Raw genomic sequence first — 16,105 nt, forward strand, 5'->3', positions numbered from 1 at the left:
CCGTACGCCCGCCCCTGCCCCCCTTCACCGAGGAGTCCGCCCGCGCCAAGGTGCAGGCCGCCGAGGACGCCTGGAACACCCGGGACCCCGAGCGGGTGGCGCTCGCGTACACCGAGGACTCCGTCTGGCGCAATCGCGACCGCTTCCTCACCGGCCGCGCCGAGATCCGTGCCTTCCTCGCCGAGAAGTGGGAGCGCGAACTCGACTACCGCCTCCGCAAGGAGCTGTGGGCGTACACCGGCAACCGCATCTCCGTCCGCTTCGAGTACGAGTGGCACGACGCCTCCGGCCAGTGGTGGCGCAGCCACGGCAACGAGCAGTGGGAGTTCGACGAGGACGGGCTGATGCGCCGCCGCGAGGCCAGCATCAACGACCTCCCGATCGAGGAGGCCGACCGCCGTCTGCGCTGATCGCCCTGATCCGGACGTGTGGCGTTCCGCGCCGCCCGGCGTTCCGCGGCCGGTCACGGCGCCGGACGGGAGGAGGCTCGGCTCCGTCGGGTCCCACACCGCGCCACACCGGGGAGGCAGGCCGCCATGACCGAACCGATCCCGTCCTCGGACTGGGAAGACCGCATCACCGTCCGGCCGGCGCAGCCCGGCGCCGGCGGCCCGCACGCCGATCCGGGGCACACCTTCCCGCCGCGCCCCGAGTACGTCCACGTGACCTACGCCCACCTGTCGGCGCTGGACCGGGAGGTGGCCCACGAGGTCGACGGCTACCTGCCCGAGGCCGCGGCGGTCAGCGCGGTCCCGCGGCCCGTGCCGCCGGAGCGCGTACGCCCGCCGCTGTGGCGGCGGCCTCCCGGCCGGGAGGGGGACGACGACCGGGGTGAGCCCACCGGCGTGTTCCTGCCGGACGACCGCCACGAGTTCTCGGACACCTCGTTCCCGTGGCGCACCTGCGGCCGCGTCCAGACGCCGGCCGGCTGGGCGTCGGGGGTGATGGTGGGCCCCCGGCACATGCTGACCGCCAGCCATACGGTGCCGTGGCTCGCGAACGGCGACGCGGACTGGCTGACCTTCACGCCCGCCCAGTTCGACACGAGCACCCCGTTCGGCACCGCCCACGCGACCCGCATCTACTCCTGGCTACGCGCCCGGGGGGGCGACGGGATCGACTCCACCGAGGCGGCCTTCGACTACGTCGTCTGTGTGCTCAGCCGGCGCCTGGGCGACACCGTCGGGTGGATGGGGGCGCGCTCGTACTCCCCCGACTGGAACGGCAAACCGGTCTGGGGACACGTGGGCTACCCCTTCGACATCGGCTCCGGCGTCAGGCCCGTCTTCCACCCGCGGGCGGTGATGGACCGGGCGGTGGGCGAGAGCACGGCCGGCCGCGACGCGTTCCGGATCGTGCACCGCAACGACGCGGTGGGCGGCCAGTCCGGCGGCCCGTTCTTCGGGTGGTGGGACGGCGACCCCTGGCCGCGGGTCGTCGCCGGGCAGAGCGCCGAGAACTGGGGCGAGGAGGGCGGCCCCAACGCCGCGGGCGGCGGCGCCGCCCTCCCCGCCCTCATCGACTACGCCCGCTCGGTCGAGCCGTAACCCGCCCGCTCCGCGCCACCAGCAGGTCGGCTCTCGCGTCGTCACGTATCGAACTCACCCAGCCAGAAGCGTTGCTCGTCTCAACAGCAGCCGCAGGAACGCGAAAAGGACAATCGCGGCCCAAACCCGCCACGCAGCGCCGAGGAGCGCCTTGCCTACCACCTGACCAGAGCCGACGGCTGTATCGTCAGGCCTCTTCCGCCTGTGCACGCAGCGTCGCCAGGTCCATGGGTCCGCTGGTGTCCTCCGGTGAACGTCCCGTCAGTTCGGTAAGGGCCTGGCAGGGCGACAGCCCCCGGTCGTATGCGGAGCGCAGACGCTCCAGCCACGCGAGAGCGGCCCGGTACCTCTCGTCGTCGTCCAGGTCGAGGGGCTCGAAGCTCGCTGCGGGCTCGACCTCGGAGGCCCAGAGGTATCCGAGCACCCCACGGTCGTCCGTCACCGGAACGTACCGCACGTCGCCTGTCGCCGAGCGTCGGTAGCCGATGTGCCCGAAGCCGGGCGAGTGGGTGAAGTTGTCGTACCGTCGGGGGATTTCGTGCCGGGACCAGGAATCGGACGGAGTTCCGTCCTGTTCGACATGGGGAAGGACGCCTGTCTCGGTCGGTGTGCCGAAGTAGGTCGGGTCCTCGGGGTCCATCTCGGACCCGAGTACCTCGGTAAGCTCTGAGAGCACGGCCGCCAGTCGCGGTGCGTTCGCCTCGTACACGGCAGGCTGGGCCCGTCCCTTGAGGTCGAACGGCATCCAGGTGTCGGAGTAGGTCACCAGCTCCACCGTGGAGAAGTTCACGTCTACTGACGCACTGAGATCGAGCACGCCTTCCGCACGGATCTCTTCCGCCGTGTTGAACAGCAGGCTGGCCAAGGTGCTCCTGGCGTCCACGGATCCGATGCGGCCGGGGCGCATGGCCGCCCTGACCTCGTGTGCCAGCTCTTCGGCGGATCCGGCCGCAGTGAGCTCGTCTTGGAACAGCAGGCTGGCCGGCTTGCCTGCCTCCGAGAAGGTGAGGCGGAACGTCGGCTCGCCGATCGCGAGCCGATGCAAGGCCAGAACGGACCGAGCTGCCGTCACATCTCGGAGGCACCGGAGGAGCGGGTCCACGTCCTCGCTGAAGTCGCCCCACGTCCATCGGGCGACCGGCGTACTGGCGATCACGGCGTTACCTGCTGCTCGAACTTACCGTCAACCAGCATCCAGGGCACTCAAACTCGCCTCGCTCAAATCCAGCGGAGTCCGTTCGAGTGCATCTTCCAGGCTGCCCTTGGAGATGGCCGCCATGTCCACCTCGATGTGGCCGGACCCGTCCAAACCGAATCCCCCACCGCGTTCAAACATCAAGATGAGTGGTGCAAAGGGCTCCGGCAGGTCCGGGAGATCGGCGCGGATATCCGAGAGCACGGCGAAGTTCAGGGACCATTCCAGCACGTCCAGGACGACCGGCTGTTGCAAGCCGGCCTTCTCCGCAATTTCCTTCACGATGTCGGCATCGATCCGCACCGACGGATCGATACGGGCCGCAATATCGAAGAACGGCCACTCCGGGGATCCTGTCGCCCTGGCCCACAATGCGGAGCGTCGCAGGAACTCCCGCATGAGTGCCACCCGTGACCGAGTCCGATCGAAGGAGCCGAGCCAGTCGACCCCTTCGAGCCTCCCTGCCAGAGTCAGTGCAGCATCCGTTCTCATGGCTTGTTCCTTCGGATGTATTCGATGAGGTCGTCCAAGTTTGTCAGGTCGGGTCGAATCTCGAACGGCGGAGGATCCATGCCCAGTTTGCGCCATGCGATGTACGGGTTCGCGTGCGTCTCGTGGGGCGAGACCTCATGGGCACCGTAGTGCTCCTTCGTAAACCAATTAACCCCGTCGGCATCGTCGTTCATTCCTCGGTAGGGCATGCCCTCGGCCATGAGGACAGCCTCGACCCCCTCGTGGAGCATCAGCCGCCGGAAGGCCACCGCACCCGCCTCGTCGAGTGTGCCGGCCTCGGCCCGCTGCCATGGATCGGCGACGTGTGCCATGGGTGCCACCTCCCGTTTCGGACCTGTCCAGGACCGATCGGGAAACGCTGGTGTACAGGGCTCCCGGCTTGCCTGCGGGGGCGTCTTCCGCGTGCTGGAGTACGTTGCCCTTCGCGTCGTAGATGTTTCCCTCGGGGTCCATGAACTGCGCCGCGCCGTCCTTGGGCAGCTTGACCGTCCCCGGCGGGAACTCGGTCGTGCCGTCGGGGAGTTTGATGGTGTCGTTCGAGAGCTTGACCGCACCCTCGGGGACGGCCGAGCCCGGGGGAAGTTTGATCGAGCCGTCCGGCAGGGCCTTCGCGTCTTCCGGAAGGGCCACCGCGCCGTCGACGTCGATCTTCGGGCTGTCGCCCTTGCTCATTCCTCGCAAAAGGTGTTAATCAGGCGCCCTTCGGGTGCCGCGTGGTGCGCCGGAGTCCTCGGCTCATGCCGGCACGGCCCGCTCGGTGCCTGCCGTTCTCAGCGGAAGAGGTGGGCGTGTTCCCGGGCCCAGGCGTCGAACGGGCGGGGTCGGCGGCCGGTGATCTCGTGGACGCTCGGCCGCTGGTCGAGGGTCCATTGCGTGAGTTCGGCGAGGTGGGCGCCGTACTCCTGGAGCGCGTACAGGGTCACGTCGATGCTGTCGTCGGGCCAGTCGTTGCGGCGCCAGGTTTCGCGGCTCTCGTCGGGCGTTGTGTCGACCGTGGCGATGTCGCGGCCGATGGCCCTCGCGATGCTCTCCACCCGCGCGCGGGTGGAGATCGGCAGTCCGACCGCTTCGAGGATCCTGCCGACGTGATCGCCGGTGCGCAGCGCTGCCGCCGCGACGGCCGCCAGGTCGTCCTCGTGGATGAAGGGGTAGTGGCCGTCGTTCAGGAACGCCTCCCGTACGACGCCTTCGGTCCTGATCGTGTCGGGCCAGTCCGAGCCCGTCGCCGGGTAGGTGACCTCGATGGCCGCGCCCATCACCGCCGACGGGCGGATGTGCGTCCACTCCATGCCCGAACGTTCGACGGCCCGCTCGACGGCCAGCCAGAACCACGTCTCCGGCGGGTGGGCCAGCTCGTACTCCGGCCCGTGCGACGACAGCACCACGATCCGCCGCACCCCGGCGGTCCGGGCGGTGTCCAGCACCTCCTCGACCGTCTCCGGAACCGCGCCGGCGAGGAAGACCGCGTCCACGCCTTCGAACGCCTCGGCGTACTCCAGCGGGCGCCGGCTGACGGAGCCCTCGACGACCTCGGTGCCGGCGGGCCAGTCGTGGAGCTGGTCGGATTCCGCGAGGACGCGCACGCGGTCGCCTGCGGCCGTCAGTTGCCGGGCCAGGCGGCGTCCGACGATTCCCGTGGGGCTGCAGCCCGCGCCCTTACGGGGGCTGACGACGGTCAGCAGGTGCAGTCGGCTGCCGGACGTGTTCGTCGACGGCGTGACCGTGATTCCGGACATGGCAAGATCCTCCAACGCGACAGCGGAGATCTTGCGCCGCCCACGGCGAATGCCGGCATGGGCGGGTGCGGATCAGGACCGCCAACTGTACTGCCGGCAAAGGGAGATTGGAAGAAGGGCCGGCAGGCCACGCGGCGCGCGCCGTCGTGACCGGGCAGTCGGTGAAGCGCTCGGTCAGCGGCTCGCCTCGCGGCTCAGATCCGAGTCCCGCATCGAGCGGACCAGTGGCCGGCACGTGTCAGCCGCGCTCCGTCGGCCCGCGTGACGAACAGCCCGGCGCCCTCGAACGCGATGCGATCACCTGCCGAGAGGAAGAGCGGCTTCGCCGGCTCGAAGGCGTACCCGTCGTCCGTCCTCAGGGCGTCCACCAGCACCGTCCTCACGATCGGCGTCGTCCCGTCAGCTGTCAGGCGCATGCAGAGATGCTCCCCACAGGGCCGAAAGGGCGGGGTGCCTCTCACCCACATGGGTCCGCCGACGCGGCGCGGAGGGTGAGCCCGTCCGGCAGCGATGTCGAGGACACCGCAGACCGTGGTCCGGTTCTTCGTCGAAGGACGGAGCTGCCGCCTCCCAGTACTCGGCGATTGCCGACGCTTCGATCACGCCCCGCGTCCTCGCACCGGCCCCTGACACCGAGCCGTCGCGTCGCATCCGTCCCGAAGGAGGCGGCTGCCTAGCTGTCGAGGAGGTGGTCGGCCTTGCCGGCCTTGATGTCTCGGATCAGCTGCCGCAGGGCTTCCGTGCTGTCGGTGATGTATGCGGCTTCCTGCCCGGCGACCGCGATGTAGCTGTTCCCGTCCCCGTCCACCCCGAACCGGTAGCAGGAGTTCCCCTCGCCGCAGAACGGCTCTTCCCATGTCACGTGAGTCACGATGTCCTCCTTCACAACTGGCTCGCCACGGCTCGGATGAAGTCGCGGGATGCGGCATCGGAGAGCGCCAGGTGCTCCAGCACCTCGAAATGGGCTCGGTATTTGTCGAGTTGGTCTTGGGCGTGAATGAAGTCAGGTCCGTGCGAGCTGTCGATCTGCACCGTGTCGAGCTGCGGCGCCGGGCCCTCCGCGTAGATCACCGTCTGGCCTGCACCCGGGAACCCTCCCGCCTCGAACGGGATGACGAGCACCGTCACATTGTCCTGCTCGGAGCGGTTGAGCAAGTGGTCGAGCTGCCCCCGCAGGACGGCACGACCGCCGAACTGCATGCGCAAGGCGGCTTCGTGCACGATCGCCACGAACTCGGTCGCGCCGTCTCCTTCCAGGATCTGCTGCCGCTCGACGCGCAAGGCCAGGCGCAGCGCGACCTCGTGTTCCGGCAACGCCGGGATGACCATGCGGAACAAGGCGAGTGCGTGGTCCGTCGTCTGGAGCAGCCCCGGCATGTGGACGGAGTAGGCGCCGCGCACTCGGACGCTGTGCGCTTCCATTTCGGCGATATCGAGGAAGCTTTGCGGAAGTTGTCCGCGGTAGCGGTCCCACCAGTGGCGCGTGCCGGGTTGCGCCATGGCCGCGAGTCCTGACACGTACGCCTCGTCCGTCACGTTGCAGCTATCGGCAAGCCTGCGAAGTCGTTCGGTGGAAATGGCACGCGTTCCGGACTCCATGGCGGAGATGGCGCCTCGGTCCACCCCCAGCAGCGCAGCCGCGCGCTCGGCAGAGACCCCGCCCGCCTTGCGCATCCTGCGCAGCTCGTACCCCAACCTCTTCTGGCGCTCCGTGGTGGCTGTCCTCGCGGTCATGCCGTGAAGTCTCGCCTGTCCGGCGTCCGTCGTGCACGAACGGCTGACTTCATCCGGCTATAGGGCCAAATTTGGCCCGCCCTGAGCTACATTGCGTAATGCACCGCTCACGCAAGGCAGTTGAAGTGCATCCCCGGGCCGCGCCATGTCCTGCTTCGGGGACGGAGTCACAGCTGCCCGGTATTGCGTAGCCATCCGTGCGCGTCGACCTCACCGCAGCCACGCCAGTGCCAACCGCCGTGTAGTGCTTGAGGAGTTCGAGATGTTCATGTCGTCTTTCGCGTACCCGTCCGCCGAAAACATCGCCGCCTGTCCGACCGCCCGGGTCGAACTCGGCGACCGGCGTGAACCGTTGCCCGACATGCTGGCCTGCAGTCTTAGCCTGCCGGGGGAGGCCTGGAGCGGGCGGATCGCGCGGTCGGCGGTGGAGGCGGTCCTGCACGCGCACGGGCTGGACCGGCTCGCGCCCGCCGCCGTGCAGGTGACCGGGGAACTGCTGGCCGCGGCTTGGCGGCTGGATCCCGGGGGAAGCGTGTACCTGTCCGCCCGGTATCGCGATGACACCCTGCGGATCGCTGCGTACGACGGGCACCAGGCCCACGGCAATGCCCGGCTCGCCGCGCACTGCGAGGCCCGGCGCAGGGCGGCGCTCCGGCTGCTGCGGGTGGTGGTGCGGGAGTGCGGCGGGGAGTGGGGGTTCGGGGACTCGCGGGAGCCGGGCGGCGGGACGCGGACCTGGGTGACGCTGCCCCGCGCCGGCGCCCTCGCCTACCTCCCCGGCCGGGGTGTGCCGTTTGGATCACCTGGTCGTTGAGCAAGGCTGCCGGCTGGAGAGACGAGCGCGGCGCCGATCCCCATGTCCAGGCCTCTGCAGGCTTCGCGGTGCTGCGTGGGGCGAACCCGACCCACCACTCCTGTGGTGCAAGCGGCCTCGCGGAGGACTTCAGCCTGCCCGGTGCCGCATCAGGCCAGGTTCGCCCTTGCCGGGGAGCGCCAGCGTGGCCCGCCCGTCGCGGGGAGTGGCAGTGGGCAGTGCGATGCTGACGTCGAAACTCCGCTCACGGTGATCAATGGGGGGCCGATGCCTGGTGCACGATCCGGGTCCGACTCGTCCTCGGTCGGCTTCGACTCTGCTTGGTGTGCCACCGACCTGGGTGAATACCGGCCCTGCCATGACACCTACGAGTACTACCCCTACGAGAGCCTGCCGCCTCTCGACCCCGCCGAGTTCACGGGCGGCTTTCAACGGCTCGGTGGTACCGGCGAACCTGTTCCCGAACAGGTCACGGCGCTCCATCGCCTGGCCGAGGACCTTGAGGCCAAGGGCTTGACGCTGCCTCGGGACTTCGTCACCTTCCAGAGCGACTCGCATCTGCACTGCTCACTGGATGACATCTCGGTGACGGCCTGCTGGACCGACATCTCCGAGCCCCTGCCCAGTCCGGTCGAGCCCGGTGCCTTCCTCGTGCGTTTCCTGCGGGATCAACAGGACTGCGTCATCTGGTACCTCTACCTCCGTCCGTCGGGTGAGGCGTTCGTCGTGCACTCCTGCATCGACTACGAATTCGAGTACCAGGCGCGGCGCGACGGGGAAGAGACGGAGACCAATCTCGACGATCCGGAGGAGCAAAGGGCCGCAATCCTCTGGTGTGCACCTTCTTTCGAGGAGTTCGCCTGTCGGTTCTGGATCGAGAACCGTCTCTGGTACGCCCTGAACGGCAATGACCCGTCCGGACTCGAGCCTCGGATGCGTGAGTACTTGAGCCATTACGCGCCGCCCGGGATACCCGCATGACCGTGCGTTGAACGAGATCACGTGCCGGTGAGCGAGCGGGTACGCGTTCGCGGGATCGATGGCCACGAGGGCATGTGGGTGCTGCTCCGCGAGGAGGGCTCGTCCCTTCAAGGCGTGGAGACCTGGCTTCGGGTTCACCGTCCCCCGGTGTGAAGTCGTCTCATGCCCGTCCGGTTCGGGTGCGCGGCGCTCAGTCGCGGGCGCTGAACCAGGCCCAGGACTCCGACTGCTTGACGCGGACCAGGGCGAGGATCGCCGGCACCAGCCACGCGACCCCGAGGGCGGGGATGGGTACCAGCTGGTGGAGCACCCAGGTGAACGGCAGTGCGGTCCAGCCGCAGGCGGCGGTGGAGACTCGTACGACGGCCTGGCGCGTGGGGAACTTGAGGGCCGTCACGATGCCCCAGGCGGCGAGGGCCGGCACGAGCAGCCCGGCGAGGACGATGATCCCCGCGTGGGCCTCGCCCGGGGTGGTGCAGCACGGGGTCGAAGCGTCACCTTCGCCCCAGACGGCCGTGGCGACAGCGACGCTGTTGGTCACCAGGCCGAGTCCGACGACGGCCTGCACCCCGCCGAGGACCATCAGCAGCACGCGAAGGTTCTTGACCGGCGGCGGCATCATCCCGCCGGAACCGGCCGGGGCGCCGCCGGATCTCGGATGGCTGCTTGCCCAGGGGCGACCCTCCGGTACCCGGCCGCCGTCCGGATCCTCCGCGCCGCCACTCGTGCTCATCCGACCTCCAGACGCAGCTCACGCGTACACGCGCATGCTGCGGCGAACCGCACCCGTTGTCGAGGCCGAATGCGGCCGGACCGGCGCTCGCCGATCCGGCCGGAGCCGGCAGCGGACCCCGGTCGGTCAGGAGCCGTGGTGGGCCTGGGTGATGAGGTCGATGGCGACCTCCAGCGCGGCGACGCGGGTCTCCTCCGGGTCGCCCTCCACGTGCTGGAGGAACATCATGCCCGCGTGCAGCGTGAACAGGGCGCTGACGCAGCGGACCTGGTCCGTGAGCGGGCCGTCGTCGTTGCGCAGCAGCTCGACCAGGGTGAACAGCCGCCGCTTGACCGTTTCGCCGATGCTGAGCTCCCGCATCGTCGCCTGGTTCTCCTGCATGAAGCGGTACAGCTGCGCGCCCGCCGCCATGGCCTCGCTGTAGCGGCGCAGCACCTCCCGCTTGGTCTCCAGGGTGCACGGCCGCGGCTGCTCCTGGGCCCAGGTGATCAGCTCGTCGATGGGGCGGGTCACGTCCTCGAAGACGCTGATGATGATGTCTTCCTTGGTCTTGAAGTGGTAGTACAGCGCCGCCTTCGTGACCTCCAGCCGCTCCGCGATCTCGCGCAGCGACGTCTTCTCGTACCCCTGCTCGGCGAAGAGCTCCAGTGCGACGTCCTGGATGCGCTGGCGCGTGTTGCCACGTCGCCCCTGCGGACTGCTGCTGGACATGCCTCTCCCCACCAAACTTACTTGACGCCCGGCTAGTGACGGGTCTACCGTCCCCAGTGTAGTGAACTAGCCGGGCGTCAAGTAAGTGCCGAGAGGGTGCTGAAGTGCGGACGCCCGGCGCCGAGTGATGTGCCGAGTGATGTGGCAACGGGGAGCGGAATCATGGTCGACAGCGTCAACAAGACGGTCGAGGCCTCGGGGGAGGTGAAGCCGCGCAGCGTACGCGTCGTCCTGATGGCCCTGATGATCGCGATGCTGCTGGCGATGCTCGACAACATGATCATCGGCACCGCGATGCCGACGATCGTCGGCGAGCTCGGCGGCCTGGAACACCTGTCCTGGGTGGTCACGGCCTACACCCTGGCCACCGCGGCCTCCACCCCCATCTGGGGGAAGCTCGGCGACATGTACGGGCGGAAGGGCTCCTTCCTCACCTCCATCGTCATCTTCCTGATCGGCTCCGCGCTCAGCGGCATGGCCCAGGACATGGGCCAGCTCATCGGCTTCCGCGCCGTCCAGGGCCTCGGCGCCGGCGGTCTGATGGTCGGCGTCATGGCGATCATCGGCGACCTGATCCCGCCCCGCGACCGCGGCAAGTACCAGGGCATGATGGCCGGCGTGATGGCCCTCGCCATGATCGGCGGGCCGCTGGTCGGCGGCACCATCACCGACCACATGGGCTGGCGCTGGTCCTTCTACATCAACCTGCCGCTCGGCGCCGTCGCCCTCGCCATGGTCACCGCCGTCCTGCACCTGCCCAAGAAGAAGTCCCAGGGCAAGATCGACTACCTGGGCGCGGCGCTGCTGACCGTGGCCATCACCTCCACCGTGCTCGTCACCACCTGGGGCGGCACCGAGTACGCCTGGGGCTCCACCGAGATCCTCGGCCTGATCCTGCTGGGCGTCGTCTCCGTCGCCGCCTTCCTCTTCGCCGAGACCAGGGCCGCCGAGCCGGTCATCCCGCTGCACATCTTCCGCAGCCGCAACTTCACCCTCATGTCGGTCATCGGCTTCCTCGTCGGCTTCGCGATGTTCGGCGGCGTGCTCTACCTCCCGCTGTTCCAGCAGTCGGTCCAGGGTGCATCCGCCACCAACTCCGGCCTGCTGCTGCTCCCGATGCTGCTGTCGATGATGGCCGTGTCGCTGGTCGCGGGCCGCATCACCACCAGCAGCGGCAAGTACAAGATCTTCCCGATCATCGGCGGCGCGCTCATGGTCGTGGGCATGTACCTGCTGGCGACGATGGACACCGGCACCAGCCGCCTCGTCTCCGGCGTCTACATGGCCGTGCTCGGCGCCGGACTCGGCTTCCTGATGCAGATCACCATGCTGGTCGCGCAGAACAGCGTCGAGATGAAGGACATGGGCGTCGCGTCCTCCTCGGCCACCCTCTTCCGTACGCTCGGCGGCTCGTTCGGCGTGGCCCTGATGGGCTCCCTGTTCACCACCCGGGTCACCGACACCATGGTCGAGCGCCTCGGCCCGCAGGCCGGAGCCGCCGCCGGAGCCGCCCAGCTCGACGCGGCGAGCCTGGCCAAGCTGCCGGAGGCGGTGCGCGAGGCGTACCAGCACGCGGTCGCCGCCGGTACGCACTCCGCGTTCCTCCTCGGCGCGTTCGTGGCCGTACTGGGCTTCGCGGCGGCCTGGTTCGTCAAGGAGGTCCCGCTGCGGGGCGCCGGTCCGGCCCCGGTCGACGCGGGCGGCGCGGCCGACGCGGCCGGCGTCGGGAAGACGGCGGCGGCGGAGCCGGTCGCTCGCTGACGGACCCTCACCGGGCCCATCGGCCCTCCTTCTCACACGGGCCCCCGTCCCGGCGGATCACCGCCGGGGCGGGGGCCTTCCGCGCGCCGTGAACGTATCGCCCGTCCGACCCCGGCTGCCGGTTTCGTCCCAGGTCAGGACTTTATTCCGGGTGATCGAGGACCAAGGCCGTCAACCGGTTCCAGTGGGGCAATTGGTGGGAACCCGAGCGCGACCGCGCACGTCATGAACCTCAGAGCGCGGCAACGCGGAGAGGGGAGTGGACGGTTCATGGATTTCACGGCACGCACGCGCAGGCTGGGTACGCGATCCCGGATCGCCATCGCGGTTTCGGCGGTGGCGGTGGCGGCGACGGTGTGGGGAGTGGCGACCCTCGTCGAACCGGACGGCGCGGCCCGGCAGAACCTCTCGCGCGACCACAACCCGCCGACCGGCGGCAGCACCGGCGACCCTGCCGGCGAGGGTGGCAGGAACGACGGCAAGAGCGACGGCAACGGCAACGGGAGCGGTGACGGGAAGGGCGGCGCCCCGGCCGGCAGCGGGCCGCAGATGCCCGAGTCCATAGCCCACTCCTCCGAGAGCGGGGGGAACGCCGTGAACATCACCATCGACGACGGCCCCGACCCCCACTGGACCCCGAAGGTCCTCGATGTGCTGACGAAGCACGACGTGAAGGCGACCTTCTGCATGGTCGGCCCGCGCGCCAAGGCCCACCCCGACCTGGTCAAGAGGGTCGTCGCGGCCGGCCACCGGCTCTGCGACCACTCCATGGACCACGACACCTCCATGGACAAGAAGCCCGTCGAGTACCAGGAGAAGCAGATACTGGACGCGAAGAAGCTGATCGAGGAGGCGGCGGGCGGCGGCGCCAAGGTCGAGTACTACCGCGCCCCCGGCGGCGCGTTCACCCCCGACAGCCGGCGCATAGCCGCCGCCAACGGCATGCGCCCGCTCGGCTGGAACATCGACACGAAGGACTTCCAGAAGCCGGGGACCGCCGCCATCGTCGACGCCGTCAAGCGGAACATAGGCAACGGCCCCACGATCCTGTTCCACGACGCCGGTGGCGACCGCCGGCAGAGCGTCGAAGCCCTCGACCGCGTCCTGGCCTGGCTGGACGAACAGGACCGGCCCACCGGCTTCCCGGTCCGCACCGACCCCGACACGCCCTGACGCGCAGGACACGCCTGACACGCCGTCCGGCGGCGAACGGGTGAGGGTCGGCGGCAACGCGCCCCGCCGGGTGTTCCCTGAGCGTACGGGCGCACCAGCGCCCCGCACCGAGGAACCGACCAGGAGCCCCTGTGACCATCGCCCCGAACAAACTGTCCGACCCGGCCGTCAGAGCCTTCGTCAGCGCCGTCAACGCCCACGACGAGGAGGCCTTCTACGGGCTCCTCACCCCCGACGCGACCATGTCCGACGACGGCTCCGACCGCGACCTGCGGGTCTGGGCCGACAAGGAGATCTTCTCCTCCGCCGGCCACATGGACGTCGTCACGGAGACGCAGGGCGGTCGGGGCCTCGTCGTCAACTACCGCAACGACACCTGGGGCGAGATGCGGACCGCCTGGAAGTTCACCGTCACCGACGGCGGCCGCATCACCCGCTTCGAAACCGGCCAGGCCTGACCCCCGGGACACTGCCGGCCCGCCCGGCCCGCCCGGCTTCCGGCCCGCACTCAGGCACCCGGGCGCAGCGGAAGCCCCGCCCCCGCGTGGGGTTTCCGCCGGTCACAACTGCGTCACACCGCACGCGCCCGCGGTGCATGCGCCCGAGCATGGCATGATGCGCACTCACCACGTAACCGCCGCCACACTGGCAGCCGTCGCGACGCTCGCACTCACCGCCTGCGACCCGCCCCCCGCCACCACCGATCCCAAGCCGGACCCGTCGCAGCCCGCCGGCTCCGCCGCATCCGGGAAGCCCGGCAGCAGCGCCAAGACGGCCGTCGTGCCGAATCTCGTCGGCATGGGCCTGCAGGCGGCACAGGACGCCGCGCAGGCGGCCGGGTTCTTCGCGCTCACCTCGCACGACTCGCTGGGGCGGGGCCGCGAGCAGATCCTCGACCGCGGCTGGAAGGTGTGCTCGCAGACCCCCGGCCCGGGCAGCAGCGTCGATACCTCCGCGAAGGTGGACCTCGGAGCGGTGAAGCTGGAGGAGGAGTGCCCCGCCAAGGAGGAGGCATCCCCGTCGGTACCCGCCGCGACCATGCCGAACTTCATCGGCAAGAGCATGAAGGCCGCCCGCCAGGCCCTCCCCGGCAACGCGAGCATCACGGTCAAGGACGCCCTCCAGCAGCGGATGGTGCTGCAGGAGTCCAACTGGAGGGTGTGCACCCAGTCCCCACCGACGGGCACACCGCTCGACGGGAAGCCCGCGACCTTCCACGTGGTCAAGTTCGAGGAGACCTGCCCCTAGCCGACGGCCCGTCATTCAGCCCCGGCCGGTCCCCCGGTCCGGGCCGCGGCCGCGCTCAGGACCGCCGCGGTCAGGCGCTCGTTCTCCGGGGCCGCGCCGCCCGGGAAGGCGAACCGGCGGCGCACGTACCCGTACGCGATGCCCGTCGCCGGGTCCGCCCAGCCCAGGCCGCCCGCCGCGCCGCTGTGCCCGAACGCCCGCGGGCCGACCGCCGGCTGCTGCTCGAAGCCCAGCCCGAAGTGGTCCGACTGCGGGGTGACCCGGTCCTCGCCCGGGGTGTGCAGCCGCGCCCACTCGGCCGCCGTCCCCGGCTCCAGCAGCGCCGGGCGGCCGTCGGCCGCGCCGATCGCCGCCGCGTACATGCCCGCCACGCCGCGCGCCGTGCCGATGCCGCCCGCCGAGGCCGGGCCCAGCTCCCGCACCCTCGGGTGGTTGGCGAACGCCACCAGGTCCATCGGCGGCTCCCGGTGCGCGTTGAACGCCACCGGCAGCAGCTCCGGCAGTGCCGCCCCGCCCCCGGCCGCCGCCGCCAGCTGCTCGGGCGTCGCGCGCATCTCCAGCACCGGCTTCCAGCGGCCCTCCAGTTCCCGCGGCAGCCCCAGGTACAGGTCCAGCCCGTACGGGGCGCGGATCCGCTCCTCGTACACCTCCTGCAGGGACCGCCCGGTCACCCGCCGCACCAGCTCGCCGGTCAGCGCGCCGATGACGAAGGCGTGGTAGCCGTACGCGGTCCCCGGCTCCCAGTACGGCCGCGCCGCCGCCAGCCGCGCCGCGATGAGCGCGTCGTCGGCGATCTCGTCGTAGTCGAAGCCCTCCTCGGTGTTGACCAGGCCCGACCGGTGCGCGACCAGCTGCCGTACCGTCAGCCGCTCCTTGCCGTGCCCGGTGAACTCCGGCCAGTACGCCGACACCGGGCGCTCCAGGTCCAGCCGCCCGTCCTGCACCAGCAGCGCCACCACCAGGTGGGCCGCGCCCTTGGTGATCGAGTACACGCCGGTCAGGGTGTCGGGGCCGGTGTCCTCGCCGGCCCACAGGTCGACCACGCGGCGGCCGCCGTGGTGGACCGCCAGCTGTGCCTCGGGGGAGTGCTCCGCGGCGGCGGCGAAGGCGGCGAACTCCTCCCGCACCGGCTCCCAGCCCGCCGCCACCGTCCCGTGCACCTGCGTGGCCATTCCGACTCCCTTGCTGTCGCGTGCAGTTGGTCGGCACCGGAAACGGAAGGCGATCATGGGATATTCCGGGGGGCTCCCCGTACGGGTGAAAGCCGGCCACGTCTCGTTCCGGCCCGCCGCGGCCCCCGTTGGACCGGGCATGAAGCCCACCCGCACCGCCGCTCTCGCCCTCGCCGCCGCCGCGGCCGCCCTCGCCCCCGCCCTCGGCCAGGGGGCCGCCACCGCCGCGGAGGGCTCGTACCTGCAGGACCCGGGCGGCGGCGACAAGACGATGAAGTCGATGTGGACCAAGGACGACATGCACAAGGTCGAGGCACAGCTGCGCTTCCACCCCGGCATCCGGTACAGGACGGTGTCCCGCCCGGGGCACCCCGAGGCCCCGGACCACCCGCGCCTGAGCGTCGACCAGAAGTCCTTGGCCTGGCACCCCGATTTCGACTTCGGCTGGGCGGTGTCGGACTCGATGCTGGTGAAGAAGGCCGTGACGACGAGGGACGGCCGGCACCCGATCGTCGTGCACGCCGTGCTCCGCTCGCCGCGGCACGGCAAGGTGCTGGAGGTGCACAAGGAGCTGGCGGACCAGCCGGCGAAGGGGCGCGCCAGGGTCCCCGGCAACAAGCGGATCGCCTGCGACACGGGGCCCTACACGGTCGAGTGGTCGGTCACCCGCACCGGCTACGGGACGCTCACCGGCTCGATGCCCTGGGACGCGAGCTGCGAGAACCACCGGACGGCCTTCTCGGCCGGGGGCGGAGCCTGAGGCGGCAACGGCCGGCGGGGCGAAGGC

General features: G+C 70.3%; 19 protein-coding genes. 9 read left to right on the plus strand and 10 right to left on the minus strand.

Going from position 1 to position 16,105, the window contains the following annotated elements; genetic code table 11:
* The coding region (locus HYE82_RS23060; protein WP_256987575.1) for a nuclear transport factor 2 family protein at positions 1-410 on the plus strand (410 nt) is incomplete at its 5' end.
* Positions 411-536: 126 nt separating this feature from the next.
* Positions 537-1,547, plus strand: a complete 1,011-nt coding sequence (locus HYE82_RS23065; protein ID WP_179176044.1) for a serine protease — start codon at positions 537-539, stop codon at positions 1,545-1,547.
* Positions 1,548-1,734: 187 nt separating this feature from the next.
* On the opposite strand, the gene HYE82_RS23070 is transcribed toward HYE82_RS23065, so the two are convergent.
* The 7 genes from HYE82_RS23070 to HYE82_RS23100 form a co-directional block, all read right to left on the minus strand.
* Positions 1,735-2,592 carry a hypothetical protein gene (locus tag HYE82_RS23070; RefSeq protein ID WP_218782953.1) on the minus strand — a complete coding sequence of 286 codons (858 nt, stop codon included), beginning with the start codon at positions 2,590-2,592 and terminating at the stop codon, positions 1,735-1,737.
* 138 nt (positions 2,593-2,730) lie between these two features.
* The gene (locus HYE82_RS23075; RefSeq protein ID WP_179176046.1) at positions 2,731-3,234 is read right to left on the minus strand and encodes a hypothetical protein; all 504 of its coding nucleotides are present in this window, start codon (positions 3,232-3,234) and stop codon (positions 2,731-2,733) included.
* Positions 3,231-3,566 (minus strand): hypothetical protein, encoded by a 336-nt coding sequence (locus HYE82_RS23080; RefSeq protein ID WP_179176047.1) that lies wholly within the window; start codon positions 3,564-3,566, stop codon positions 3,231-3,233. Before HYE82_RS23080 ends, HYE82_RS23075 begins: the two co-directional genes overlap by 4 nt.
* Before the next feature lie 459 nt (positions 3,567-4,025).
* On the minus strand, positions 4,026-4,991 hold the full coding sequence (locus tag HYE82_RS23085; protein ID WP_179176048.1) for an NAD(P)H-binding protein: 966 nt from the start codon (positions 4,989-4,991) through the stop codon (positions 4,026-4,028).
* 194 nt (positions 4,992-5,185) lie between these two features.
* Positions 5,186-5,407, minus strand: a complete 222-nt coding sequence (locus HYE82_RS23090) for a hypothetical protein (RefSeq protein WP_179176049.1) — start codon at positions 5,405-5,407, stop codon at positions 5,186-5,188.
* Positions 5,408-5,664: 257 nt separating this feature from the next.
* On the minus strand, positions 5,665-5,862 hold the full coding sequence (locus tag HYE82_RS23095; RefSeq protein WP_179176050.1) for a hypothetical protein: 198 nt from the start codon (positions 5,860-5,862) through the stop codon (positions 5,665-5,667).
* An 11-nt stretch (positions 5,863-5,873) separates the two neighbouring features.
* The gene (locus tag HYE82_RS23100; protein ID WP_179176051.1) at positions 5,874-6,725 is read right to left on the minus strand and encodes a helix-turn-helix transcriptional regulator; all 852 of its coding nucleotides are present in this window, start codon (positions 6,723-6,725) and stop codon (positions 5,874-5,876) included.
* Positions 6,726-6,987: 262 nt separating this feature from the next.
* Between HYE82_RS23100 and HYE82_RS23105 the strand changes: the two genes are divergently transcribed.
* Both HYE82_RS23105 and HYE82_RS23110 read left to right on the plus strand, forming a co-directional pair.
* Positions 6,988-7,539: an ATP-binding protein gene (locus HYE82_RS23105; protein WP_256987576.1), complete on the plus strand. Its 552-nt coding sequence runs from the start codon at positions 6,988-6,990 to the stop codon at positions 7,537-7,539.
* A 141-nt stretch (positions 7,540-7,680) separates the two neighbouring features.
* On the plus strand, positions 7,681-8,520 hold the full coding sequence (locus tag HYE82_RS23110; RefSeq protein ID WP_309144421.1) for a hypothetical protein: 840 nt from the start codon (positions 7,681-7,683) through the stop codon (positions 8,518-8,520).
* A gap of 190 nt (positions 8,521-8,710) precedes the next feature.
* Here HYE82_RS23110 and HYE82_RS23115 read toward each other — a convergent pair whose 3' ends face one another.
* A complete protein-coding gene (locus tag HYE82_RS23115; RefSeq protein WP_179176052.1) occupies positions 8,711-9,253 on the minus strand; it encodes a hypothetical protein in 543 nt (180 codons plus the stop codon).
* A gap of 126 nt (positions 9,254-9,379) precedes the next feature.
* On the minus strand, positions 9,380-9,964 hold the full coding sequence (locus HYE82_RS23120; protein WP_179176053.1) for a TetR/AcrR family transcriptional regulator: 585 nt from the start codon (positions 9,962-9,964) through the stop codon (positions 9,380-9,382).
* 162 nt (positions 9,965-10,126) lie between these two features.
* Here HYE82_RS23120 and HYE82_RS23125 point away from each other — a divergent pair, with 162 nt between their 5' ends.
* The 4 genes from HYE82_RS23125 to HYE82_RS23140 all read left to right on the plus strand — a co-directional run bounded on the left by HYE82_RS23125 (position 10,127) and on the right by HYE82_RS23140 (position 14,146).
* Complete coding sequence (locus HYE82_RS23125) at positions 10,127-11,725, plus strand: MDR family MFS transporter (protein WP_179176054.1); 1,599 nt, start codon at positions 10,127-10,129, stop codon at positions 11,723-11,725.
* A 270-nt stretch (positions 11,726-11,995) separates the two neighbouring features.
* Positions 11,996-12,898, plus strand: a complete 903-nt coding sequence (locus tag HYE82_RS23130; protein ID WP_179176055.1) for a polysaccharide deacetylase family protein — start codon at positions 11,996-11,998, stop codon at positions 12,896-12,898.
* Between the two features lie 131 nt (positions 12,899-13,029).
* Entirely contained in the window at positions 13,030-13,356 is a 327-nt protein-coding gene (locus HYE82_RS23135) for a nuclear transport factor 2 family protein (RefSeq protein WP_179176056.1), read from the plus strand.
* Between the two features lie 157 nt (positions 13,357-13,513).
* Positions 13,514-14,146, plus strand: coding sequence for a PASTA domain-containing protein (locus HYE82_RS23140; protein ID WP_306439620.1), 633 nt, complete (start codon positions 13,514-13,516; stop codon positions 14,144-14,146).
* Between the two features lie 11 nt (positions 14,147-14,157).
* On the opposite strand, the gene HYE82_RS23145 is transcribed toward HYE82_RS23140, so the two are convergent.
* Positions 14,158-15,318 (minus strand): serine hydrolase, encoded by a 1,161-nt coding sequence (locus HYE82_RS23145; protein WP_179176058.1) that lies wholly within the window; start codon positions 15,316-15,318, stop codon positions 14,158-14,160.
* A gap of 139 nt (positions 15,319-15,457) precedes the next feature.
* Here HYE82_RS23145 and HYE82_RS23150 point away from each other — a divergent pair, with 139 nt between their 5' ends.
* A complete protein-coding gene (locus HYE82_RS23150) occupies positions 15,458-16,078 on the plus strand; it encodes a hypothetical protein (protein WP_179176059.1) in 621 nt (206 codons plus the stop codon).
* The last annotated feature ends 27 nt before the right edge of the window (positions 16,079-16,105 follow it).

This window comes from Streptomyces sp. BR123, assembly GCF_013401435.1.
Classification (GTDB): domain Bacteria; phylum Actinomycetota; class Actinomycetes; order Streptomycetales; family Streptomycetaceae; genus Streptomyces.